This window comes from Streptomyces sp. NPDC031479 (assembly GCF_055581065.1).
Genome location: NZ_JBVIKC010000057.1, coordinates 1 through 22,341, shown reverse-complemented (window position 1 = coordinate 22,341; position 22,341 = coordinate 1). Strand labels below are relative to the sequence as shown.

General features: G+C 72.9%; 20 protein-coding genes. 10 read left to right on the top strand and 10 right to left on the bottom strand.

The window, feature by feature from the left end; all coding sequences use genetic code 11:
* The first annotated feature begins 4 nt into the window (after positions 1-4).
* Entirely contained in the window at positions 5-511 is a 507-nt protein-coding gene (locus ACZ5D2_RS36445) for a peptidylprolyl isomerase (protein ID WP_468935527.1), read from the top strand.
* A 466-nt stretch (positions 512-977) separates the two neighbouring features.
* Here the strand turns inward: ACZ5D2_RS36445 and ACZ5D2_RS36440 are convergent, their stop codons facing one another.
* Entirely contained in the window at positions 978-1,706 is a 729-nt protein-coding gene (locus ACZ5D2_RS36440; RefSeq protein ID WP_468935524.1) for a GntR family transcriptional regulator, read from the bottom strand.
* Positions 1,707-1,792: 86 nt separating this feature from the next.
* On the opposite strand from ACZ5D2_RS36440, the gene ACZ5D2_RS36435 reads away from it, so the two are divergent.
* The gene (locus ACZ5D2_RS36435; RefSeq protein ID WP_468935494.1) at positions 1,793-2,608 is read left to right on the top strand and encodes a class I SAM-dependent methyltransferase; all 816 of its coding nucleotides are present in this window, start codon (positions 1,793-1,795) and stop codon (positions 2,606-2,608) included.
* A 10-nt stretch (positions 2,609-2,618) separates the two neighbouring features.
* Here ACZ5D2_RS36435 and ACZ5D2_RS36430 read toward each other — a convergent pair whose 3' ends face one another.
* Positions 2,619-3,062, bottom strand: coding sequence for an SRPBCC family protein (locus ACZ5D2_RS36430; RefSeq protein WP_468935491.1), 444 nt, complete (start codon positions 3,060-3,062; stop codon positions 2,619-2,621).
* 270 nt (positions 3,063-3,332) lie between these two features.
* Between ACZ5D2_RS36430 and ACZ5D2_RS36425 the strand changes: the two genes are divergently transcribed.
* The gene (locus ACZ5D2_RS36425) at positions 3,333-3,965 is read left to right on the top strand and encodes a hypothetical protein (RefSeq protein WP_468935488.1); all 633 of its coding nucleotides are present in this window, start codon (positions 3,333-3,335) and stop codon (positions 3,963-3,965) included.
* On the opposite strand, the gene ACZ5D2_RS36420 is transcribed toward ACZ5D2_RS36425, so the two are convergent.
* From ACZ5D2_RS36420 to ACZ5D2_RS36410, 3 genes are read right to left on the bottom strand one after another with little or no spacing between them, the layout of a single operon-like run.
* Positions 3,966-4,742 (bottom strand): enoyl-CoA hydratase/isomerase family protein, encoded by a 777-nt coding sequence (locus ACZ5D2_RS36420; protein ID WP_468935485.1) that lies wholly within the window; start codon positions 4,740-4,742, stop codon positions 3,966-3,968.
* Positions 4,739-5,191 carry a Zn-ribbon domain-containing OB-fold protein gene (locus ACZ5D2_RS36415; RefSeq protein ID WP_371677259.1) on the bottom strand — a complete coding sequence of 151 codons (453 nt, stop codon included), beginning with the start codon at positions 5,189-5,191 and terminating at the stop codon, positions 4,739-4,741. The genes ACZ5D2_RS36420 and ACZ5D2_RS36415 overlap by 4 nt, the downstream gene beginning before the upstream one ends.
* Positions 5,192-5,201: 10 nt before the next feature.
* Positions 5,202-6,353: a lipid-transfer protein gene (locus ACZ5D2_RS36410; RefSeq protein WP_371677258.1), complete on the bottom strand. Its 1,152-nt coding sequence runs from the start codon at positions 6,351-6,353 to the stop codon at positions 5,202-5,204.
* Positions 6,354-6,447: 94 nt separating this feature from the next.
* Here ACZ5D2_RS36410 and ACZ5D2_RS36405 point away from each other — a divergent pair, with 94 nt between their 5' ends.
* Together ACZ5D2_RS36405 and ACZ5D2_RS36400 are read left to right on the top strand one after the other, a co-directional pair.
* Positions 6,448-8,196 (top strand): FadD3 family acyl-CoA ligase, encoded by a 1,749-nt coding sequence (locus tag ACZ5D2_RS36405; protein ID WP_371677257.1) that lies wholly within the window; start codon positions 6,448-6,450, stop codon positions 8,194-8,196.
* Positions 8,197-8,296: 100 nt separating this feature from the next.
* Entirely contained in the window at positions 8,297-9,043 is a 747-nt protein-coding gene (locus ACZ5D2_RS36400; protein WP_371677256.1) for a hypothetical protein, read from the top strand.
* 67 nt (positions 9,044-9,110) lie between these two features.
* On the opposite strand, the gene ACZ5D2_RS36395 is transcribed toward ACZ5D2_RS36400, so the two are convergent.
* Positions 9,111-10,292: an alpha/beta hydrolase family protein gene (locus ACZ5D2_RS36395; RefSeq protein ID WP_371677255.1), complete on the bottom strand. Its 1,182-nt coding sequence runs from the start codon at positions 10,290-10,292 to the stop codon at positions 9,111-9,113.
* Positions 10,293-10,468: 176 nt separating this feature from the next.
* Between ACZ5D2_RS36395 and ACZ5D2_RS36390 the strand changes: the two genes are divergently transcribed.
* Positions 10,469-12,421 (top strand): exo-alpha-sialidase, encoded by a 1,953-nt coding sequence (locus ACZ5D2_RS36390; protein WP_468935478.1) that lies wholly within the window; start codon positions 10,469-10,471, stop codon positions 12,419-12,421.
* Here the strand turns inward: ACZ5D2_RS36390 and ACZ5D2_RS36385 are convergent, their stop codons facing one another.
* The 3 genes from ACZ5D2_RS36385 to afsR form a co-directional block, all read right to left on the bottom strand.
* A complete protein-coding gene (locus ACZ5D2_RS36385) occupies positions 12,422-13,156 on the bottom strand; it encodes a class I SAM-dependent methyltransferase (RefSeq protein WP_371677253.1) in 735 nt (244 codons plus the stop codon). It abuts the gene before it with no gap.
* Between the two features lie 403 nt (positions 13,157-13,559).
* Positions 13,560-13,760 (bottom strand): hypothetical protein, encoded by a 201-nt coding sequence (locus ACZ5D2_RS36380; protein WP_371677252.1) that lies wholly within the window; start codon positions 13,758-13,760, stop codon positions 13,560-13,562.
* A 184-nt stretch (positions 13,761-13,944) separates the two neighbouring features.
* On the bottom strand, positions 13,945-17,025 hold the full coding sequence (afsR, locus tag ACZ5D2_RS36375; protein ID WP_468935474.1) for an SARP-family global regulator AfsR: 3,081 nt from the start codon (positions 17,023-17,025) through the stop codon (positions 13,945-13,947).
* 155 nt (positions 17,026-17,180) lie between these two features.
* Here afsR and ACZ5D2_RS36370 point away from each other — a divergent pair, with 155 nt between their 5' ends.
* The 3 genes from ACZ5D2_RS36370 (at position 17,181) to ACZ5D2_RS36360 (ending at position 19,153) form a co-directional block, all read left to right on the top strand.
* Positions 17,181-18,401, top strand: a complete 1,221-nt coding sequence (locus ACZ5D2_RS36370) for an amidohydrolase family protein (protein ID WP_371677250.1) — start codon at positions 17,181-17,183, stop codon at positions 18,399-18,401.
* Positions 18,402-18,509: 108 nt separating this feature from the next.
* Positions 18,510-18,740 (top strand): type II toxin-antitoxin system VapB family antitoxin, encoded by a 231-nt coding sequence (locus tag ACZ5D2_RS36365; protein ID WP_371677249.1) that lies wholly within the window; start codon positions 18,510-18,512, stop codon positions 18,738-18,740.
* Entirely contained in the window at positions 18,737-19,153 is a 417-nt protein-coding gene (locus ACZ5D2_RS36360; RefSeq protein WP_371677248.1) for a PIN domain nuclease, read from the top strand. Before ACZ5D2_RS36365 ends, ACZ5D2_RS36360 begins: the two co-directional genes overlap by 4 nt.
* 16 nt (positions 19,154-19,169) lie before the next feature.
* Here the strand turns inward: ACZ5D2_RS36360 and ACZ5D2_RS36355 are convergent, their stop codons facing one another.
* A complete protein-coding gene (locus ACZ5D2_RS36355; RefSeq protein ID WP_468935469.1) occupies positions 19,170-20,267 on the bottom strand; it encodes an alpha/beta fold hydrolase in 1,098 nt (365 codons plus the stop codon).
* 454 nt (positions 20,268-20,721) lie between these two features.
* Between ACZ5D2_RS36355 and ACZ5D2_RS36350 the strand changes: the two genes are divergently transcribed.
* Positions 20,722-21,957 (top strand): glycosyltransferase, encoded by a 1,236-nt coding sequence (locus ACZ5D2_RS36350; protein ID WP_468935466.1) that lies wholly within the window; start codon positions 20,722-20,724, stop codon positions 21,955-21,957.
* The last annotated feature ends 384 nt before the right edge of the window (positions 21,958-22,341 follow it).

The window sequence follows — 22,341 nt, the reverse complement described above, 5'->3', positions numbered from 1 at the left end:
CAGGATGGACCCCATGAGCAACGTCTTCTTCGACATCAACATCAACGGCGCCCCGGCCGGCCGCATCGTCTTCAACCTGTTCGACGATGTCGTCCCGCAGACCGCGCGCAACTTCCGCGAGCTGGCCACCGGCCAGAACGGCTTCGGCTACGCCGGCTCCGGCTTCCACCGCGTCATCCCGCAGTTCATGCTGCAGGGCGGTGACTTCACCAACCACAACGGCACCGGCGGCAAGAGCATCTACGGCGAGAAGTTCGCGGACGAGAACTTCAACCTGAAGCACGACCGCCCGTACCTGCTGTCGATGGCGAACGCCGGCCGCAACACCAACGGCTCGCAGTTCTTCATCACCACCGTCGTCACCCCGTGGCTGGACGGCAAGCACGTCGTCTTCGGCGAGGTCGTCGAGGGCCAGGCCCTGGTCGACCAGATCGAGGCCCTGGGCTCCCAGTCCGGCGCCCCCAAGGGCAAGGTCGAGATCGCGGCCTCCGGCGTCGTCGACGCCGCCTGACCCCACCCCTCCCCGGCCGGCCCCGCCCCCCTCACCGGGGGGGGCCGGGGCCGTCGCCGTTTCAGGGCGGTGAGGGGGCGGCGGATCCGCGGATGCCGCCCTCCCGGCATCCGGTCGTGGTACTCCGTCGCTCCGCCGCACGTAACGGGTCTCGATCTCCCGGTCCCGCGGTGTGGTGGCATGCCGTACCGCGTTGGTGAGCAGCTCGGACGCCACCAGCAGCGCATCTCCCTCCAGCTCGGAGAGTCCCCAGGCGGCCAGAGCCTTGCGGAGCTCGGCCCGTGCCAGCGGTACGCACCGCGTCTCGCGCCGCCATCGCCGTACCACTTCGACGTGCCCCACCGGTAAACCGATAAAATTCTCCATGCTGACGCTCCTTCGAAGCGCTGGCCATGCCCCCGGACCGTTGGCGCGGTCGCGGGGGTTTATCCGTGCATCGAGAGACTGGACCGGTGGACCGGTCCAGTCAACCCCCCTGGCCCATCGCATAGTTGTCCGTGCGCTCCCACAGGCCCTCCGGAGTGACGCCTTCCTCGCAGACCAGGACCCCTCCTGCTGCGTCATGGGCGGTGTGCAGGACCACCGCGACGGCGCAGGGGCGTTTCACCTGAAGGAGTTCCGCCTCCGCGGTCGTCGCCAGGCGCACCGACGTCGTATCGGTCCCGCTGACCGGCAGCCGTCCCGTGGAGCGGCGCACGTAGTGGGTCGTGCCTTCGGCGATCGGCCCGTTCTGGTGCAGGCGCGGGCAGGCGTCCGCGATCTCCGGCGCGAACCAGGCGACCACGTGCGAGTGCGGTCCGCCGTCCTCGGTGAGGATCAGCCGGGCCCGGTGCAGGGCCCGCAGGCCCGGTGCCAGACCGAGGGCATCGGCGACGTGGGACGGCGGCACCAGCATCTCCGGCGTACCGAGCCGACGGCACGGGGCGGCGCCCTGGAGCCGGCTGGTTCCCGTGCCCCGGCCTCCCGCCGGCCGGGCCAGCGGCGCCTGCGTCAGGACGAATCCGCGGCCCTGGTGCGGCACCACGAGCCCATCGGCTCGCAACACCTCCATGGCCTTGATGGCCGTCGCCCGCGAGACCGCCCACTGCTCGCACAGGTCACGGCTGGACGGGAGGAGGTCCCCGGGACCGAACTCGCCGTCAGCGACCCGGCGTCGCAGGCTTTCCGCGATGTGTTCGTACTTCAGAAGAGGCATGTGCGTTCCTCGATGCGAAGGGCCAACCGGTTGACCGGTCAGGCTAGGGGGTACCGCGCCTTGCGGCCAGCGTCGAGAATCGGGACATGCCTCCCTACTCCGTTGGCCCAGAGATCATCGCCTTCTACAGCGAGACGATCGACGAATCCGACCGGCTGAGCACCAGTGCGGACGGGGTGCTCGAAATGGTGCGCACCCAAGAGCTGCTGAGGCGTCATCTTCCCGACGCGCCCGCCCGGATCATCGACATCGGGGCAGGCCCCGGAGCGCACGCCCGGTGGCTCACCCGGGACGGGTACGACGTCGACCTCGTCGACCCCGTGCCGCGCCACGTCGAGGAGGCCACGGCCGCCGGATTCCGGAGTGCGATCGGCGACGCCCGCGCGCTGGCGGCGGCCGACGACTCGTACGACGTCGCGCTCGTGCTGGGCCCGCTGTACCACCTGATCGACCGCGCCGACCGGATCCGGGCGCTGCGCGAGGCCGCCCGCGTCGTCCGTCCCGGCGGGACCGTCGCGGCCGCCGCCATCGGGCGGTACGCGTCCCTCTTCGAGCACGTCGCCACCACCAGGCTGGCGATCGGCGCGGTGCGGGACGCCGTCGCCGACGTCCTCGCGAGCGGCATTCACGAAGCGGGCCGCAAGGGCTTCACCAGCGCCTACTTCCACACCGGCGAGAGCCTGCACGGGGAGATGCGCGAGGCCGGACTCCGGACGCCGGTCGTGTACGGCGTCGAGGGCCCGGCCTGGTCCGCGCTGAAGGCGGCCGAACAGTACAGCGGGGACGCTCTGGCCGGCTCGAAGCTGTTCGAAGCGGCGCTGGCCGCGGCCCGGCTGGCCGAGCCGCATCCGGAGCTGCTCGCCGCGAGCTCGCACATGCTCGCCGTGGCCACGGTGCCGTAGCCGTCGCCGTTTACGGGGTGCTGCGGGCCGATTCGGCGCGGGTGCGCAGGGCCTCGTTCATCGTGGTGAGGTTGCGGGCGGTGGCGTTCAGGGTCTTGGTGCGGAAGGGGACGAGCAGGCCGCGGAAGCGTTCGCCGTGTTCCAGGCGGGTGGTGCGGTTCGGGCCCTCGGCGAGGCGGAAGTAGTGCCGGCGGTCGAAGAGCCCCCGGACCGGGAGGCGGCGGGCCCAGCGGAACTCGACGTTGCGCGCGACCAGCAGGACGGTCGGCCGGAAGGTGGTCGGCCTGCCCGATTCCGGGTACTCCGTCAGCTCCAGCCGGGTGCCGGGCACGGCCTCGCCGACGGCCTGGCGGATGTACGGGTTCCAGACGCAGTAGCGGGGCAGGTCGATCAGGGTCGCCCAGACCTCTTCGGGCGTCGCGTCGATGGTGATCTCGGTGGCGATGGTGCGCACTGGTGCCGTGCTCCTCGTGGTGGTCGGTGCTCACCGAAGGGACGCGGGGACGTGCGGGTGCCGCCGGGTTCGGGTGTCTGGGGATGGAACCACGGTTTGGGGGGTCGTGAGGTGCGTCCCGGGGACGTCTTCGCTGGTGGCGGAGAGAGTGGAGAAAGGCACTCCGGTTGTTGGGCGGTGTGTGCGGATACGTCGGGCGGATGCCCGAGCCGTTCCCGTCCAGGCTTGATAGCGTGACCCGCCATCGGTCTCAGGGGGAGGGTCCACGTCATGCTGGCTGGAACGGCGCGCCGCATCAGGTTCGGCACGGTGCTCGCGGTGGTGGTCCTGAGCCTGACCGGGTTCTCCACCCATGGCGGGAGCAGTGGCAACAGTGGCGGGGGCGGCTGCTCCAGCTCGAAGAGCTCCGGTGACGGCAAGAGCGGCAGCAAGACCAGCGGCAAGACCACCGGCAAGAAGAGCTACGGCGGCGGCACCGACGCCACCCCGGCCGCCTCGGCCTCGCCCACCGGACCCCCCGCCACGACCACCCTGATCTCCTGCGGTGACGTGACCCAGCCGTCCACCACCATCGAGGTGACCTCCCTGCTCGACCGGGCGGCCACCTTCGAGGTGTCGATGTACCGCGAGGAAGCGGGCGGCGCCGTCATCGAGACGGCCACCGGCAGGATCACCCTGAAGGCGCGCGGGACCGGTACGACCGTCATCGCCATGAAGAACCCGGCCCGGGCCGGCGCCGTCGCGGCGTGCCGGATCAGCTCCGTGCACGTCGTCGCGGACCCGAGCGCCACGCCCAGCCCCACGCCCACCTCCGTGTCCGGCCCGGTCAAGCCCGGCTCCAAGCCCACCCCGAAGCCCACGCGGAAGGTCACCGGCAAGACCGACGCCACCACCCGCCCCTGATCAGCGCAGCCGGAACCCCGCCCCCGCCCGCCGGGACCCGAAGAGCTCGGCCTGCCGCTCCGGCGGCAGGTTCCCCAGGGCGATCAGCGCCGGCGCCTGGTCCAGGGCCTGCGCCAGTGCGGCCCGCTTCGCCGACCACAGCGCCCGCACCGTCCCCTGTACGGCCTCCGTCGGGAACCCGGCCAGCGTCCGCGCCGACCGCAGCGCCGCCTCCAGCAGCTCCCCAGGCTCCGCCAGCTCCGAGACGAGGCCGATCTCGTGGGCCCGCCGCGCGGAGAGCCGTTCCGCCGTGCCCATCAGGGACATCCGGGCGGCCTCCCCGAAGGGCATCCGCTGCGCCATGTACACGGCCTCGTAGGCGCTGACCATCCCGTAGGAGGTGTGCGGGTCGAAGTAGGTGGCCGCGGTGGAGGACACGATGAACTCCGCCTCGCCCAGCAGGTAGAAGGCCCCGCCGCAGGCCATGCCGTTGACCGCGGCGATCACCGGCTTCCACAGGTCGCAGGCCTTCGGCCCGATGGTGAGCAGCGGGTCGTCCACCGAGTACGGGGAGGCGGGCTGCGGCACGCGCGCCGAGCGGTCGATGCCGGTGCAGAACGCGGCCGTCCCCGCACCGGTGAGCACCACCGCCCGTACGTCCTCGTCCGAGCGGAACTCCCGCCACACCGCCACCAGTTCGGCGGCCGTGTCGAGGTCGATGGCGTTGTGCCGGTGCTCGCGGTCCAGGGTGACGACGGCGACCCCGGCCTCCTTCTCCCGCTCCACGCGTACCGTCACGCCTTCTCCAGGATCCAGCGCGGCACGGTCACCCCGCCCGTCTCGGCGAAGACGACCTGGACCCTGGCCCCGATGCGCAGCCGGGCCGGGTCCACCGAGTCCAGCGGTGCGTCGGCGGAGGTGACCAGGTTCCCGGCGAGCCGGATCCCGGGGGCCTCGGCGAGCTCCACGAGGATGACGTTGTACGGGGCCTGCGCGGCGTACGCGGGCAGCAGCGGGGGGTGCGGCCGTACGTAGGACCAGATCCGGCCCCGCCCGCTCATCGGGCGCCACTCGCTCTCGAAGGACTGGCAGTGCGGGCAGCAGGGGCGGGGCGGGAACCGCAGGCGGCCGCAGGCGGCGCAGGCCTGGACGCGGAGTTCGCCCCGGGCGGCGTACTCCCAGAAGGGGGCGCCGTCCTCGTCGGGGACGGGCAGGAGCAGCCCGTCAGCGGGCGCGGTCGTCGTCATGGTCGGCTCCTCAGGCTCGCAGCAGGATCGCGGACGTCGGGACACCCTCGCCCGCCGTCACCAGGCAGGTCGCGGCGTCCGGCACCTGGGCGGTGGAGATGCCGCGCAGCTGCTTGACGCCCTCGTTGATCAGGTTGAATCCGTGCACGTACGCCTCGGAGAGGCCGCCGCCGCCGGTGTTGATCGGGAGCCGGCCGCCCATCTCCAGGGCGCCGCCCTCGGTGAAGGCCGCGCCCTCGCCGCGTCCGCAGAAGCCGTAGCCCTCCAGGGAGAGCGGGATCAGGGGGGTGAAGGCGTCGTAGATCTGGGCGACGTCGATGTCCTGGGGGCCGAAGTCGGCCTGCTTCCACAGGTGGCGGGCGGCGGTCCAGGCGGGGCCGGAGAGGGGGTCGTCGTTCCAGTAGTTGACCATCCCGTGGTGCTGGGCGGGCAGGCCCTGGGCGACGGAGTGCACGTAGACGGGCTTCTGGCGGCAGTCGCGGGCCCGCTCGGCGGAGACGATCACGCAGGCCAGGGCGCCGTCCGTCTCCAGGCAGTTGTCGAAGAGGCAGAGCGGCTCGCTGATCATGCGGGAGGTCATGTACATCTCGCGGGTCAGCGGGCGCTCGTACATCATCGCGGCCGGGTTCTCGTTGGCCCGGTTGCGGCAGGCCATCGCCACGTTGAAGAGGTGGTCGCGGGTGGCGCCGTACTCGTGCATGTAGCGGCGGGCCAGCATGGCGATCTCGTCGGCGGGGCGCAGCAGGCCGAAGGGGCGGGTCCACTGGCCGGGGGTGGGGAGCTGGACGGCGGTGTTCTTCCAGGGGCGGGGGCCGGAGCCGCGCTTGCGGGAGCGCCAGGCGACGCCGACGGTGGCCTGGCCGGTGGCGACGGCGGCGGCGAGGTGGCCGACGGTGGCGCAGGAGCCGCCGCCGCCGTAGCCGACCTTGGAGAAGAAGGTGACGTCGCCGGCGCCTATCGCCTTGGCGACCTCGACCTCGTCGGTCTCCTCCATGGTGTAGGAGGCGAAGGCGTCCACCTCGGCGGGGGCGATGCCGGCGTCGGCGAGCGCCGCGAGGATGGCGCGGCAGGCCAATTCCTTTTCGGACTGGGGCAGTTGTTTGGCAAAGGCGGTCTGGCCGATGCCGACGATTGCCGTAGCGTCCTTGAGCGTTGCCGCCATCGCCACCTCCGGGGTGTGCCAGTACTGACAGCCGCGAAGGCTACAGCTAATCTGACGGATAGTCAGCTACTGGGATCGCGGGGAGGGGCGGGCGATGGGCGAAGTCGCGGGTGCGGAGGGGTGCGGGCACGACCGGGGGGCCGGAGCCGGGGCGGCGGAGGCGGTCGGGGTCGGGGCCGGGGCGGGGGAGGCGGCGGACGCCGGGGGAGGGCGTCACGTCGACGTCCCCGACCCCCGCGGCGACCTCCGCTGGGGCACCATCGCCGGCCTCGTCCGGGACGCCGCCACCCGCTACGGCGACCGGGAGGCCGTCGTCGACGGACGCCTGCGCCTCGACTACGCCCAGCTCGGCGAACGGGTAGAGCGCGCAGCCGCCGCCTGCCTCGCCGCCGGCGTCGAACCCGGCGACCGCGTCGCCGTCTGGGCGCCCAACACCCTCGACTGGATCGTCTCCGCCCTCGGCGCCGTCAGCGCGGGAGCGGTGCTCGTCCCCCTCAACACCCGCTTCAAGGGCGCTGAAGCCGCCTACGTGCTCCAGCGCAGCCGCGCCCGCCTGCTCTTCGTCACCGGCACCTTCCTCGGCACCTCCTACGTGGCCTCCCTGCGCCGCGCCGCCGCCGAAGGCACCGGCACCGGACCCCTGCCCGGCCTGCCGCACCTGGAACAGGTCGTGGTCCTGGCCGACGACGCCCCCGAGGACTTCCGCACCTGGAAGGACTTCCTCGCCGCCGGCGACGCCGTCCCCGCCGAGGCCGTCCGCGCCCGCGCCGAGGCGATACCGTCCGACGCCCCCTCCGACATCATCTACACCTCGGGCACCACCGGCAGCCCCAAGGGCGCCGTCATCACCCACGCCCAGACCCTGCGCTGCTACGCCGTCTGGAGCGAACTCGCAGGCCTCCGTGAGGGCGACCGCTACCTCATCGTGAACCCGTTCTTCCACACCTTCGGCTACAAGGCCGGGATCATCGCCTGCCTGATGCGCGGCGCCACGATGGTCCCGCAGCCCGTCTTCAACGTGGACACCGTCCTCGCCAACGTCGCCGCCGAGCGGATCTCCGTACTCCCCGGCCCGCCCACCCTCCACCAGTCCCTCCTCGACCACCCCCAGCGCGACCACCACGACCTGTCGGCCCTGCGCCTGGTCGTCACCGGGGCGGCCGTCGTCCCCCTCCGGCTCGTCGAGCGGCTCCGCGCCGAACTGCACATCGCCACCGTGCTCACCGCCTACGGGCTCTCCGAGGCCAGCGGCATCGTCACCATGTGCCGCCGGGGCGACCCGGCCGAGGTGGTCTCCGAGACCTCCGGACGCCCCATCCCCGACACCCGCCTGCGGATCGCCGCCCCCGACGGCACCCCACGGCCCGTCGGCACCCCCGGCGAGGTGTGGGTCGGCGGACACCACGTGATGCGGGGCTACTTCGAGGACCCGGACGGCACCGCCGGCGCCATCACCCCCGACGGCTGGCTGCGTACCGGCGACGTGGGCGTCCTCGACGCGGACGGCAACCTCCGCATCACCGACCGGATCAAGGACATGTTCATCGTCGGCGGCTTCAACGCCTACCCCGCCGAGATCGAGCAGCTCCTCGGTCTGCACCCGGACGTCGCCGACGTCGCCGTCGTCGGCATCCCCGATCCCCGCCTCGGCGAGGTCGGCAAGGCGTACGCGGTCCGGCGCCCCGGCTCCACCCTCACCGCCGACGACCTGATCGCCTGGTCCCGCCGGGAGATGGCCAACTACAAGGTGCCGAGGGAGGTGGAATTCGTCGCGGACCTGCCGCGCAACGCGAGCGGCAAGGTCCTCAAGACCGAACTCCGCTCCCGCCGCCGACCGGTGTAGGAGGCACCCGACTCGGCGGTTCTGAAACGGTCATGACAGCTCTTCAGGATTCGTCAGTACCCTGTCCCCTCGAAGATCACATCGTATGAGGATGGGCAGGATGAACAGCGAAGAACCCCGTCAGGGCTGGCCGACACCTCCGGGGTACCCGCCGTCCGGTCCGGCGTACGGAGCTCCCGGCGGCCCGCCGCCGGCGGCCCCGCCCGTCACTCCGCCGAGCGCCTCCTCGCACCGGGGCGCCTGGATCGGCGCGGGAGCCACCCTGGTGGCTGCCGTGATCGGCGTCGTCGGCACCTACCTGGCGGCCGGCGGCAACAGCCCGGCCCCCGCCGCGAAGGCCCCGGCCGTGACCGCCGCCACGCCCGGGGCGCAGACCCCGGCCGGCGCGGCCGGCCCGTCGGACCCCGCCCCGCCGCAGTCCTCGCCGTCCCCGGCGGCGTCGGCCCCCCGGACCCCCTCCGGGAAGCCGCCCGGCACGGTCCAGTGGGAGGGCGCCCTCGCGATCGAGTACGCGAAGCCCAAGGACCTGGACGTGGCGCCGCCGGTGGAGTCCGAGGTCAACAGCGACAACGACTTCTCCGTCTTCTCGTTCGGAAACCAGCGGCTGCGCCCCGAGGGCGGGGCCAAGGCGCTGGTGTGGGAGGACTCGTCGAAGACACCCTCGTACGAGGACTGCGCCGGTGTCGTCGACACGCTGGGGACCACGAAGGACATGGACCTCAAGACCGGCAGGGTCTTCTGCGGCAAGACGAAGGAGGGCCGGGTCGTCCGGCTGACCGTCAAGCAGTTCGGCGGCGGGGGCGGCGACACCAACGGCACGTTCGACGTCGTCGTCTGGGGCCGGTGACCACGGCCGGGGCGGAGACCGGGGCCGGGGCGGAGACCGGGGTCCGCCGGGCGGCGGCGTACCCGGCCTACGGCCGGTGGAAGCGGACCTCCGGGAAGGCGGCTGCCGGACCGTCCAGCAGCGGTGCGCCGCGCCCGCGCAGGTGGGTGTCGACGAAGGCGGTCACGTAGGACCTGGTGATGGTGTCGGCGCGGTCGCCGTCCAGCGCCTGGAGGGGCCTGCCGAGCTGCTTGGCCAGCGGAGCCAGGTCGGTGAAGGACAGGTGCTCGGTGCCGTCGACGCTCAGCCAGCGCTTCCAGCCGGTGAACTGCTTCCAGGTGCTGTCCCAGGTCGGGTCGCCGCCGCCGGGTACGTGGCCGGGGTTGCCCAGCATCAGGAGCGGCCGGTTCACGGGCGTCTCGTGGTCCGGGTAGCGGAAGTTGCCGTCCATGTTGACCCCCGCCTTGACCCGGGGGTCCTTCAGCATGGCCGGGACGGTGCTGAAACCGCCGGCCGAGTGCCCGACGACGGCGATCCGGCCGGGGTCGAGGGCCACGCCGTGGTCCCGGGCCGCCCGCTTCCCGGTCAGCTCGTCGATCACGAAGGAGATGTCCTCGGCGCGGACGGCGCCGGCCTTCTCGAAGACCTTGTCCCGGTCCTTCTCCTCGCACGCCACGCAGGAGGTCGTGTGGCCGTCGGGGAAGGTGATGCCGTCGGCCTCGTAGTTGTGCCCGATCCCGGCGACGGCGTAGCCGCGGCTCGCGAGCTCCTCGGCCAGGCCCGTCAGGGTGGCGCGCGGCATGCCGAAGCCCGGGGACAGGATGACCAGGGGCAGCCCGCCGCGCACCCGCTCCGGCCGGGCGTCGGCCGACGCGTGGGTCACCACCGTGGTGAACAGGTCCTTCGGCACGCCCAGTCGACCGGCCTCGACGTACCGCTCGGACTCCCCGGACGTCATGTACGGCGCGGGCGTGCCCGAGGGGGCGACGGCCGGGTACCAGAGGGAGACCATCAGCTCCCGCTTCTCCGAGGGAACCCACGGGTCGGGCCGGCCCTCGTCCTTCAGGTGGACCGTGGTCCTGCCGACCGGCTGGTGCCCGGAGGGCGCGGGCAACGCCGGAGCGCCCGAAGCCGGTTGTGCCGCGAGGGTGCCGCCCCGGGTGCCGGCCCGGGTGTCGGCCCGGGTGTCGGCGTGGGCGGTGGTGGTGCCGAGGGTGCCGGCCAGGGCGGCGGCCACGGCCGCGCCCGCCAGGAACGAGCGTCGCTTCACGTTCTCTCCGTCCGTGTTCCGTGGAGTCCGGCCCGGTCCGGGCCGACACCTCGAACGCTAGGGCGGGCGGGCGCGTCTGCCATCAGCCTGTGGATCTACGTCCGTACCGGCCGTACATCCCCGGGGTGACATCCCCGGGGCGGTTGTGGTGATCGCACCCGCGTTAGCCTGCACGGGTGAGCGCGAACCAGCCGGTTGTCCGATTTCCCCGAGGTCCCCGGGCCCGGCTGTGGGCGGCGGCCGGGGCCGTCGCCGCCCTCGCCGTGGTCCTGCTCCTCGCCCTCCTGCCCGGCACGCCCGCCGGCCCTGACGGTCCGGGCGACGACGGCGACGGCGGCGGGGGCGGCCGCCGCGGGCTGACCGCCGCCGTGTCCGCGCCCTTCAGCGCCTTCACCGAGGGCTACGACTGCTACCGCATCCCCACCCTCGCCACCACCAAGGACGGCACCCTGCTGGCCATCGCCGAGGCCCGCACCGCGAGTTGCAACGACATCGGCGACATCGACCTCGTCATGAAGCGCTCCACCGACGAAGGCCGCACCTGGGGCCCGATGGAGATCATCCGCGGCACCGGCGATCCCGGCGCCTACGGCAACCCCGCCCCCGTCGTCGACTCCTCCTCCGGGCGGATCTCCCTCCTCTACGCCTACAGCACCTGGGCCCCCGACGCCGCCGGCAACCGCGTCCGCGGCCCCCGCGAACTGCGCCTGGCCCACAGCACCGACGACGGCGCCCACTGGACCTCCGAACCCGCCCCCCAGCCCCAGCTCAAGGGCGCCGACTGGGCCTGGGTCTCGGTCGGCCCCGGCCACGGCATCCAGCTCACCCCGACCCGCCCCGACCGCCCCGGCCGGCTCGTCGTCGGCGCCGACTACCGCACCGAGTCCAACGAATCCGGAGCCCAGCTCCTCTACAGCGACGACGGCGGCGTCACCTGGCAGGCCGGCGCCCGCTGGGGCGCCCCCGAAGGCACCCCCGCCCCCAACGAGCCCGCCCTCACCCAGCTCCCCGACGGCCGGATCTACGTCAACGCCCGCTCCACCGCCACCTGCGGCACCGACGACCACCGCATCGCCGCCCTCGTCGACGACGCCGCCGCCCCCGCCTTCCCCGCCCCCGGCTTCGCACCCGTCACCGGGCTGATCGCACCGCCCGCCTCCGGATCCCTCCTCCAGCTGCCCGGCGGCCCCCTCCTGCTGTCGGCGCCCAGCCGTCCCGGAGCCGAGTTCTCCGACCGCTGGACCCTGGCCGTACGCACCTCCGAGGACGGCGGACGCACCTGGTCCAAGAGCGGCGCCGTCGTCCTGCGCGAACGCGCCGGCTACTCCGACATGGCCGTCCTGCCCGGCGGCCGGATCGGCATGCTCTACGAGACCGCCAACGGCACCCCGCACGGCTACATCAAGTTCACCGCCTTCGGCCCCCAGGAACTGCGCGCCGCCGCCGAGGACCTCACCCCCCGGCACACCCCCGACACCAGCGCGGGCCACCACGACGCCGTCGTCCACGGCGCGCCCCGCCTCGGCAACCGGCCGGACGGCGGGAAGACCATGCGCTTCGACGGCAAGGACGACTTCCTGCGCCTCACCGACTGCCCGGAGGCACTGCGCGTGGGGGACGGGGACTTCGCCGTCGCCACCTGGGTCAAGTACAAGACCCGCGGCCAGGACCGGGAGAGCGGCCTGCGCCAGCCGCTGCTGTGGGCCTACGGCCAGGGCCCGACCGCCAGACAGCTGCGCATCGAGGCCGACCCGGAGACCGGCCGCCTCGAAGCCACCGCCAACGACGGGACGGGACCCGTCTCCGTGGCCGCCGCGATCCGGACCGACGACGACGCCTGGCACCACGTGGTCTTCCAGCGCAAGGGCGACCGCCTCGAACTGTCCGTGGACGGCGGACGGGCCGCCACCGCGCCGCTGGGCCCCGGCCGGCCCGACTTCCGGCCCACCGGAGCCTTCACGATCCACATCGGCACGCAGCCCGACTACAAGGCCTTCTACGCGGGCGCCCTGGACGACGTACGGATCTACGGGCGGGCCCTGTCCGGCAACGACACGGCCCGGCTGCGCGACGGCAGCGACGTCACCGACCAGGAGCGGGTCCGGCTCGCCTTCGACACGATCCGGTGATCAGCCGGCCGGGCCGGACTTCCGGGCCAGCAGCAGCCGCCAGCGCGGGCTGCCGTCCTCCCGGTACCCGAAGTGCTCCAGCGGGACCGTCTCCACACCGAAGCCCGCCGCCGCCAGGTCCGCGCGGACGGGGCCCAGCGGGAAGGTGCGGTAGTACATGACGAAGGGCGGCCGCCAGACGGCGTTGCGCACCCGCATCGCCGCGTCGAACCCGGCCACCGCCCACCACAGGGGCGAGGAGAGCGGGATCGGGGCGCCCACGGGGAAGGCGAAGACCCCTCCGGGCCGCAGCGCCCGGTGCACGCCCGCGAACAGGGCGGGCCGCTCGGCCGGCAGGAAGTGCCCGAAGGCCCCGAAGCTCACCGCCAGGTCGTACGAGTCCGTGAGCGCCTCCGGCAGCGCCAGCGCATCGCCCCGCAGGAGGTCCACCCCCTCGGGGTGCCGACGCGCGGCCTCGGCGAGCATGCCCGCGCTGAGGTCGACCCCGGTGACCCGCTCCCGGCACAGGCGGCGCAGCATCGGCAGGCCCGCGCCGGTGCCGCAGCACAGGTCGAGGCCGTCGGAGAAGGAACCCTCCCGCTGGGCGAGGGCCTCCTCGACGGCGTCGAGCATCCGGTCCGGGGTGCGGAACGGGGTGTGGTCGAACTTCGGGGCGAGCAGGTCGTAGCCGTGCTCGACGGAGGAGAGGGCCTGGACGGCCAGTTCGCGCAGGCTCGGGCCCTGGGAGGTGAACACGCTGCCAGCGTAGTCACCGGCGGGCCGCGGGGGCCGGTTTCCGGGAGGGTCCGGCCGTCCCGGAAGTGGTCTTCTGTCGCCGTGCGGCAGGAATCATCCCTTCCGGCCCGGACCCCGGCCGGCCCGGTACCGCGCCCGGACGCGGGCGTGCGACGGCCGCGGTGGTCCCCCTCCTGGCCACCGCGGCCGCCGTTCCCCCGTGTTGCTCCCCCGTACGTCTTCCCCCGCGGGTCCCCCGTACGTCCCCCGTACGTTCCCCCGGGGGAGGATCCCCCGTACTTCCCCCGTACTTCCCCCGTACGTCCCGCGAGCGGCCCCCGTACGTTCCCCCTGTACGCCCGCCCGCGGGTCCCCCGTACGTTTCCCCCGTACGTCGTGCCGTGCGGCCCGAAGGCCGGTGGTGCTACGGGAGGGAGCCGGACGCGTGGTTGTCCAGCGTCACGATCTCCTCGCCCGAGGCGTGGTTGTCGAGCGGCTTCTCACCCGGCTGCTTCGGGGCCGGAGGGTCGAGCGGATCCAGAGGATTGATCTCGACGCCCGAAGCGTGGTTGTCGAGCGGTCTGATGTCGCCGTCGAGCGGCAGGCTGTTCTCGTTCGTCGTCATCGGATCTCCTGATGGATGAGTCGGGCCCGTTCGGCGATTCCCCCGCGGACCGCCGAACGGGTAGTCCTCCAGCCGGCCCGGGCGTCCCCCGATGCACCGGGTCGATGCATCCATCGTGGCGGGTGGCGATAAACGAACGATGAACGCGGCCGTCCATCCGGACCGGGACCCGCATCCGCCCTCGTCAGGCGGCCAGCTCCGCCGCCAGCAGGGCCTGAACCTCGGCCAGTTCGGACGAGCCCAGCTGCGTGAACACCGTCTCCGCGTCCCGCCAGCAGGCCTGCGCCCGGTCCGGCTGGCCGAGCCGCCGCAGCGCCTTGCCCAGCACGGTCAGTACCGTCGCCCGGCGCCACTCCCCGCCGATCCCGCGCAGCGCGATCGCCTGTTCGGCGTGCTTGGCGGCCAGGGTGGGCCGCCGGGCCGCCAGGTGCGCCTCGGCCAGCCGGAAGTGCGTCACGCCCTCCCACAGGGGCTGGCGGTTGTCGTGGAACAGCGACAGCGCCTCCCCGAGCTGCGTCAGCGCCTCCCGCAGCCGTCCGGCCTGGGTCAGCGCGATGCCCAGCGCGTAGCGGCCGTTGGCCAGGCGCAGGGTCAGGCCCATCCGGTCGTAGATGGCGATGCCCTGCTGCGCCAGGTCGATGGCGCTGGGCAGGCGGCCCAGCTCGACGTGGATCCGGGACAGGTTGCACAGGGCGCTGGCCTCGCCGATGACGTTCGCGTCGGCCCGGAACTTCTCGATGGCCTCCAGCAGGTAGCGCTCGCCGTCCCGGTGCCGGCCCTGGTAGAGGGCGATGATCCCGCGGTCGTTGGGCGCCCAGCAGCTGGGCAGCGGGTCGCCCGCCTCGCGGGCCAGGTCCATGGCCTGGCGGGCCTCCTCGTCGCCCTCGGTGAAGCGGCCCGCGACGAGGTGGACCATGGTGAGCGTGGTCCGGGCGCGGCCCTCGGCCCGAGGGTCCTTCGCCGCCCGCGCGGCCTCGCGCAGGGTCAGCGCGGCGGACTCGTACTGCTTGGAGTTGGCGCCGGACTCGGCGAGGTCCTTGGCCGCCCACAGCAGGTCCACGGCCCTGCGCAGCGCGGCTGGCCGCCCGGCCGCCTGCCGTACGCAGGCCAGCAGCGGGTCGGCCTCGGCGAACAGCCAGTCCAGGGCGGCGCGGGGTTCGGTCAGGATCAGGCCGGGGTGGCGGGTGGGGGAGAGGTGGGCCGGGAGCCGGTCGCCGGGACGCTCGACCGCGTACACCCGGGAGGCGGTGGCCAGGTAGAAGTCGAGGAGCCGGTCGAGGGCGGCGTCCTGCCCCAGGGAGGGCTGCTCGTCGCGTTCGGCGCAGGCACGCGCGTAGAGGCGGACGAGGTCGTGGAAGCGGTAGCGGCCGGGCGCGGCCGATTCGAGCAGGGAGCAGTCGACTAAAGCTTCGAGGAGGTCCTCGGTGTCGTGCTCGGGCAGGTCCAGGACGGCGGCCGCGGCGGAGAGGGAGATGTCGGGGCCGTCGGCGAGGCCGAGGAGGCGGAAGGCGCGTTGCTGGGCGGGCTCCAGCTGGCCGTAGCCCAGCTCGAAGGTGGCCTTGACGGCGAGGTCGCCGGCCTGGAGCTCGTCGAGGCGGCGGCGTTCGTCGGCGAGTTTGGCGGCGAGGACGGAGACGGTCCAGGTGCGGCGGGCGGCGAGCCGGGAGGCGGCGATGCGGATGGCGAGCGGCAGGAACCCGCAGGCGCCGACGACGTTGAGGGCGGCCTGGCGTTCGGCGCCGACCCGCTCGGCGCCGACGATGCGGGTGAACAGCTGCAGGGCCTCCTCGGGGCTCATCACGTCGAGGTCGACGAGATGGGCCCCGGCGAGGCCCGACATCCGGACCCGGCTGGTGACGAGGGCGGCGCAGCCCGCGGTGCCGGGCAGCAGCGGACGGACCTGGGCGGCGTCGCGGGCGTTGTCGAGCAGCACCAGGACGCGGCGGCCGTCGAGGACCGTGCGGTAGAGGGCGGCCCGGTCGGCGGCCGAGTCGGGGATGGAGCTGTCGGGGGTGCCGAGGGCGCGCAGGAAGGAGCCGAGGACGGCCTCGGGCTGCGCGGGGCGGGGGTCGGTGCCCTGGAGGTCGGCGTAGAGCTGGCCGTCGGGGAAGTGGGGCCGGGCGGCGTGCGCGACGTGCACGGCGAGGGTGGTCTTGCCGACACCGCCTATGCCCGCGAGCGCCGAGACGGCCATGACCTGTCCCCCGGCGCCCGCGAGGATCTCCCCGAGCTCGCTGACGAAGGGGGCGCGGCCGGTGAAGTCCGGGACTGTGGCGGGCAATTGCGCGGGCCTTACGGGTGCGGGGGCGGCGGCGGTGGCGGGGTCCTCGGCGCGGGCGAGCTCGGCGTCGGCGTTCAGGATGCGCTGCTGGAGGGCGGAGAGTTCGGGCCGCGGGTCGACGCCCAGCTCCTCGGCGAGGAGACGGCGGGTGTCGGCGTAGACGGCGAGGGCCTCGGCCTGGCGGCCGCTGCGGTACAGGGCCAGCATCAGCAGTTCGCGCAGCCGCTCCCGCAGGGGGTGGGCGGCGGTGAGGGCGGTGAGCTCGGAGACGGCCTCGGCGTGGTGGCCGACCTCCAGGTCCAGGTCGAGGCGGGTCTCCAGCAGCTGGAGGCGCCACTCGGCGAGGCGGGTCCGCTCGGTGTCGGCGTGCGGGCCGGGGACCCCGGCGAGGGGTTCGCCGTCCCAGAGGTCCAGGGCGCGGGCGAGGAGGGTGCGGGCCAGCGCGCGGTCGCCGGCGGAGCGGGCCGTTTCGGCGTCGGCGGCGAGGCTGCGGGCGATGCCGAGGTCGAGGGCCTCCTGGTGGCGCAGCCGGATCGCGTAGCCGCCGGCGTCGCTGACGAGCAGCCCGGGGTGGAGCACCTTGCGCAGCCGGGAGGCGTACGTGCGGATGGTGGCCAGGGCCTGCGGGGGCGGGTCCTCGCCCCAGATGGCGTCGATCAGCTCGGGGGCGGTCGCGGTGCGGCCGTCGCGCAGCAGCAGTACGGCGAGCAGGGCGCGCTGCTGGGGGCTGCCGGAGGGCAGCGCCTCGGGGCCGCGCCAGGCGCGGACGGGGCCGAGGACGGCGAACCGGTTGTCGGCGGGGGAGGGCTCCGGGGGCCGTGGGGCGTGCGGGGGCTCCGCGGCGTGCGGGGCCGGGGGGTGCGGGGCCGGGGGGTTCTCGGGAGGGGCGGGGGGCTCGGGGGCTGCGGGCACGTCGGCGGAGTTCCGGGACCGGGCTGCCTCGGGGTGGTTCCGCTGGTGCGGGATGGCCGGTATGCCGTCCATCTGTCGTCCCCCCTGCCTTCCGTCGGTTTAAGGGTCAGTCTGCCCTGTCTTGCACGCACACGTCAGCCCGCAGCGGAGGCGGTCACTCCTCGTCACAACGGCGAGTGTGGGACAGATAGCTGACGGTTCGTCAGATCAACGCTACCGTGGAGGGCATGGAGACCTTCCCGAAGATCATCTCGGTGGACGACCACACGGTGGAGCCCCCTCACGTCTGGCGGGACCGGCTCCCGTCGAAGTACCGCGACACCGGGCCCCGGATCGTCCGGGCCCCCCTCAAGGAGATGACCTTCCTCGGCGGGAAGTTCGCCCCCGTCATGGGGGCCAAGGGGGACGACGGCCCGATCGGCGACTGGTGGGTGTACGAGGACCTGCACCGGCCGCTCACCCGCCTCGACACCGCGGTCGGGTACGACCGCGACGAGATCAAACTGGAAGTCATCACCTACGAGCAGATGCGCCCGGGCTCCTTCTCGGTTCCCGACCGCCTCGCCGACATGGACGTCAACCACGTCCAGTCCGCCCTGTGCTTCCCCACCTTCCCGCGCTTCTGCGGCCAGACCTTCACCGAGGCCAAGGACCGCGAGCTCGGACTGCTCGGGGTGCGGGCCTACAACGACTGGATGGTGGAGGAGTGGTGCGGCCCCGAGGCCCGGGGCCGGCTCATCCCGCTCACCCTCGTTCCCCTCTGGGACGCCCGCCTGGCCGCCGCCGAGGTCCGCCGCAACGCGGCGCGCGGGGTCCGGGCGGTCGCGTTCTCCGAGATACCGCCGCACTTGGGGCTGCCGTCGATCCACACCGACGACTGGGACCCCTTCCTCCAGGCCTGCGACGAGACCGGCACGGTCATCGCCATGCACATCGGCTCCTCGTCGCGGATGCCCTCCACCTCGGCGGACGCCCCGCCGGCCGTCGGGTCCACCATCACCTTCGCCAACTGCTGCTTCTCGATGGTCGACTGGCTGATGAGCGGCAAGTTCGAACGCTTCCCGAACCTGAAGATCATGTACGCGGAGGGGCAGATCGGCTGGATCCCGTACATCCTGGAACGCGCGAACGTGGTCTGGGAGGAGAACCGGGGCTGGGGCGGCGTGGCCGACAAGGTCCACCGCCCGCCGTCGGAGCTCTTCGCCGAGCACGTCTTCGGCTGCTTCTTCGACGACGCGTTCGGCCTGCGGAACCTGGACGCGATCGGGGTCGGCAACGTCCTCTACGAGACCGACTACCCCCACTCGGACTCCACCTGGCCGAAGTCTCGGGAGGTGGGCGAGTCCCAGATGGGCCACCTGGCGCCGGACGTGGTCGACCGGATCGTGCGCGGCAACGCGATCGACCTGCTCGGTCTCACGGGGGAGGGGCTCTGGGCGGGGGCTTAGGGGGAGTGTGGGACCTCCTCGATCCGCAGAAACGATATCTCTCGGCGGCGGTCTTGATATCGTTTAAGTGTGACCAGGGCAGGTCGCCCCGCGCTGAGGAGGTTTCCCATGGCCAGAACCGTGATCGACGTGGACGATGCCCTGCTGGCGGAGGCCGCCGAGCTCTTCGGGACGAAAACGAAGGTTGCCACCGTGAATGCCGCACTCCAGGACGTCGTCAACCGGCGTAAGCGGGAAGAGTTCCTGACGTGGCTGGCCGAGGGCGGGCTGCCGGACCTGACGGGCCCGGTGGAGCAGTCTTCGGCCGAGGCCGAACGAGTGCACGAAAGGGCAGCGTGAACGGGCGCTTCCTGATCGACAAGTCCGCCCTCGCGCGCTATCCCAAGCCGGCCGTGCACGCTGTCGTCAATCCGCTGCACGCTGCGGGGGTGCTGGCCGTGTGCGGAGCGGTGGAGCTGGAGGTGCTCTACAGCGCCCGTTCGAAGTCGGACGCGGACCGGGTGCGGGCGGGTCTCGGGGCCTTCGCCTGGCTCTCGACGCCGGACGAGGCGTGGGATCGTGCCTTGGAAGTGCAGGAGCAGCTCATCGTGGCGGGGAAATGGAAGGCGGTGTCCCTTCCGGATCTGATCATCGCGGCGACCGCCGAGCGGCACGGCGCCACCGTGCTGCACTACGACGGCGACTACGACATGATCGCCGAGGTCACGGGCCAGCCCACGCGATGGGTCGTACCGCCGGGTACGGCCGACTGACCTGCCCCCGGGACGCTCAGACCGTGGCGTTCCGCCCCGCCGTCACCGCCGGGCGGACGTGCTGGAGCAGCAGCTCCAGGAACCTCTCCGGGCGGCGCAGCGCCGCGAAGTGGCTCGCGTCCCCGATCAGCTCGAACGCCTTCACCGGTGCCTCGACCGCGTCGAAGAACTCCCGGGCGCGGGCCGCCGGCGTGATCACGTCCCGCTCGCCCTGGAAGATGAAGAACGGCACCTCGAAGCGGGTCCCGTCGGCGAAGTCGTCGAAGTCCCCCGTCCCCTCGGTGACGGACTCCGAGAAGCCCTGCCCCTTGAAGTAGGCCTTCGCCCGCCCGAGCGAGTACAGCGGCGACAGCCACAGCGAGCCCACGATCACCTTCTTCACGGTGTCCAGCGTCAGCGGGTCGCTGCCCGCGCACAGCTTGTCGTACGAGGACCGCTGCGACGAGGTCCACCGGCGGGGGTCGGACCCCATCGCCTCGACGGTGGCCACGTCCTTGGCCTTCCCCGCGGCCCGCAGTCGCTCCAGGGTGGCGTCGTAGGCGGAGGTGTCCCGGCCCGCCTCCTGGATCTTCTGGTCGGTGCCGACGTAAGCGGAGTACAGCTCGGGGTGGTTGCGGGCCAGCCGCAGCCCGAAGACCGTGCCGAAGGAACTCGGCATCAGCACCACCCGCTCCACGCCCAGCCGCGCCAGGACGTGCCGGGTGACCTCGACGGCGTCCTCGTGGAGCCGCTCGAAGGTGACCTCCCCCTGACCGTCCGCGCCACCGTGCGCGAAGGTCAGACCGGCGCCGCGCATGTCCCAGCGGACCAGGGTGAAGTGCTTCTCCCAGGACCGGGTGCGGGCTCCGTAGGGGGAGTTGGCCGCGCCCGGCCCGCCGTGGATCTCCAGCAGGACGGGGTTGGCGCGGTCCTCGCCGCGCACCGAGATCCACTGCTCGATCCCGCCGATCCGGACGAAGCCCTGCTCGTCGATGCCGTCCGGCGTCCCGATCCGCATCATCCGGGCGTTGCCGACCCGGCGCACGGCCCGATGGGCGAAGAGACCCACGACGGGCGCGGCGAACGCGGCGGCGGTGATGGCGCTGATGGCGGTGGTGGTGGCGATGCCGCTCATTACTGTTTCCCCCGGATACTGTTTTTGTGTTGAGGGGGAGCATACGTGAAAGCGGGGGGATGTAAAGGGGGTTGGGGAGGGGGGAGGGGGGAGGGGCGGGTAGCGCAGCGATGTGCGAGCCATCTCCGCCCGGTCCCGCATGCGGGACCGAATGGCCATGGGTCTTTGGCCCGGGGTGCGCCAGACCACCCGACACTACGACCACAGTGACCAACGGGCCCCACGCGCGTCAGATCGCTACGCGCTTCACTCGGCAAAGCGTCTGCGGTCCGCCCGGGGCTGGACATGAGCCGCCCACGGTCCGGGGGCCGAGTATGGGCTGTGTGGGGAAAGGGGGGAGTGGTCACGCCCTTCCACTCTCAAGGTATAGCGGGCAGGGGGGATTGCGGCAAGGCCCCGGGGGTGCCGCAGAATCGTCAACCTGAGCCACAGTCAAGGGAAATGGGCGTCACGGATGCGTGTGTTGTTGTCTGCGTACGATTCGCGCGGGGGAGTCGAGCCGCTCGTGGGACTCGCGGTGCGGTTGCTGGAACTCGGTGCGGAGGTGCGGGTGTGCGCGCCGCCGGACGAGGAGTTCGCGAAGCGACTGGCGGCGATCGGTGTGGAGATGATTCCGACCGGACAGTCGGTGCGCGACTTGGTGACCGGGAAGACGCCGCCCTCGGCGGGGGGCGTACCGAGGCGGGCGGCCGAGCTGGTCGCCGCGTTCTACGAGCAGGCGAGCGTCGCTGCCGAGGGGTGCGACGTACTGCTGGCGACCGGCCTCGTGCCGGCCGTGGCCGGCGTGAAGGCCGTCTCCGAGAAGCTGGGGATCCCCTACGTCTACGCCAGCTACCAGCCGGTGAGCCTGCCGTCCCCGCACCATCCGCCGATGGCGCGCCCGGGACGTCCGCTCGCGCCGGACGTGACGGACAACGGCGAGCTGTGGGAACAGGACGCCCGCGACGCGCAGGAGGTGTTCGGGGAGGCGATCAACACCCATCGGGTGTCGATCGGCCTGGCGCCGCTGGACAACGTCCGCGACCACGTCTTCACCGACCGGCCGTGGCTGGCCACGGACCCGACCCTGGCCCCGTGGCGGCAGCCGGCGGATCTCGATGTCGTGCAGACCGGTGCCTGGGTCCTTCCGGACGAACGCCCCTTGCCCGCTGACCTGGTGGAGTTCCTGGACGCCGGTACGCCGCCGGTCTACGTGGGCTTCGGAAGCATCCCCATGCGCGATCCGCAGGACGTCGCCCGCGTTGCCATCGAGGCCATCCGCGCGCAGGGCCGCCGCGCGGTTCTCTCCCGTGGCTGGGCCGACCTGGGCCTGATCGATGACCAGGACGACTGCTTCGTCGTCGGCGAGGCCAACCACCAGGCCCTGTTCCGCCGCGCGGCCGCCGTCGTGCACCACGGCGGCGCGGGCACGACGGCCACCGCCACCTGGTCCGGCGCACCCCAGGTGATCGTGCCCCAGGGGGCCGACCAGCCCTATTTCGCCGGCCGCGTGGCCGACCTGGGCATCGGCGCGGCGCACGACGGCCCGACCCCGACGGTCGATTCCCTGTCCGCCGCACTCAAGACCGCCCTCACCCCCGAGACCAGCGCCCGAGCGACCGAAGTGGCCGCCGCCTTCCAAGCCGACGGAGCAGGGGTAGCCGCCAAACTCCTCTACGACACCGCCCACCAAACCCCCGCCGGACCCTGAAGACGACGAACTCGTCCTCACACTCCGACAGGCCCCGCCACAGTCCCTTTGAAGCCCATCCAGCACCCCAAGAGGAACGAACGATCCGCACTCGCGTGAGAGACCGAGGCCCCCGGGCCGTGGGCGGCTTATGTCCAGCCCCGGACGGTCGCCGGACGCCATGCCGTGCGAAGCGCGTAGCGATCTGACGCGTGCGGGGCCTGCCGGACGCTCTGGTCGTCGTGTCGGGCGGTCTGGCTTGCCCAGGCTTTGGACCGACACGCATAGGGGGCCGGATCAGCGGCTTGGCCGGAGACGGCTCGCGCATCTCTGGGATGCCCGCCCCTCGAAGATCTCCCCGTGGACCGTTCTTTTGGGGGTTTCCCGGCAGTCTTTGGCATTCCG

Bases quoted from the DNA above. Each gene is read 5' to 3' on its own strand.
- ACZ5D2_RS36445 (WP_468935527.1), top strand. From the start codon at position 5: ATGGACCCCATGAGCAACGTCTTCTTCGACATCAACATCAACGGCGCC.
- ACZ5D2_RS36440 (WP_468935524.1), bottom strand. From the start codon at position 1,706: ATGCCTCTTCTGAAGTACGAACACATCGCGGAAAGCCTGCGACGCCGG.
- ACZ5D2_RS36435 (WP_468935494.1), top strand. From the start codon at position 1,793: ATGCCTCCCTACTCCGTTGGCCCAGAGATCATCGCCTTCTACAGCGAG.
- ACZ5D2_RS36425 (WP_468935488.1), top strand. From the start codon at position 3,333: ATGCTGGCTGGAACGGCGCGCCGCATCAGGTTCGGCACGGTGCTCGCG.
- ACZ5D2_RS36415 (WP_371677259.1), bottom strand. From the start codon at position 5,191: ATGACGACGACCGCGCCCGCTGACGGGCTGCTCCTGCCCGTCCCCGAC.
- ACZ5D2_RS36410 (WP_371677258.1), bottom strand. From the start codon at position 6,353: ATGGCGGCAACGCTCAAGGACGCTACGGCAATCGTCGGCATCGGCCAG.
- ACZ5D2_RS36405 (WP_371677257.1), top strand. From the start codon at position 6,448: ATGGGCGAAGTCGCGGGTGCGGAGGGGTGCGGGCACGACCGGGGGGCC.
- ACZ5D2_RS36400 (WP_371677256.1), top strand. From the start codon at position 8,297: ATGAACAGCGAAGAACCCCGTCAGGGCTGGCCGACACCTCCGGGGTAC.
- ACZ5D2_RS36380 (WP_371677252.1), bottom strand. From the start codon at position 13,760: ATGACGACGAACGAGAACAGCCTGCCGCTCGACGGCGACATCAGACCG.
- afsR (WP_468935474.1), bottom strand. From the start codon at position 17,025: ATGGACGGCATACCGGCCATCCCGCACCAGCGGAACCACCCCGAGGCA.
- ACZ5D2_RS36370 (WP_371677250.1), top strand. From the start codon at position 17,181: ATGGAGACCTTCCCGAAGATCATCTCGGTGGACGACCACACGGTGGAG.
- ACZ5D2_RS36365 (WP_371677249.1), top strand. From the start codon at position 18,510: ATGGCCAGAACCGTGATCGACGTGGACGATGCCCTGCTGGCGGAGGCC.
- ACZ5D2_RS36355 (WP_468935469.1), bottom strand. From the start codon at position 20,267: ATGAGCGGCATCGCCACCACCACCGCCATCAGCGCCATCACCGCCGCC.
- ACZ5D2_RS36350 (WP_468935466.1), top strand. From the start codon at position 20,722: ATGCGTGTGTTGTTGTCTGCGTACGATTCGCGCGGGGGAGTCGAGCCG.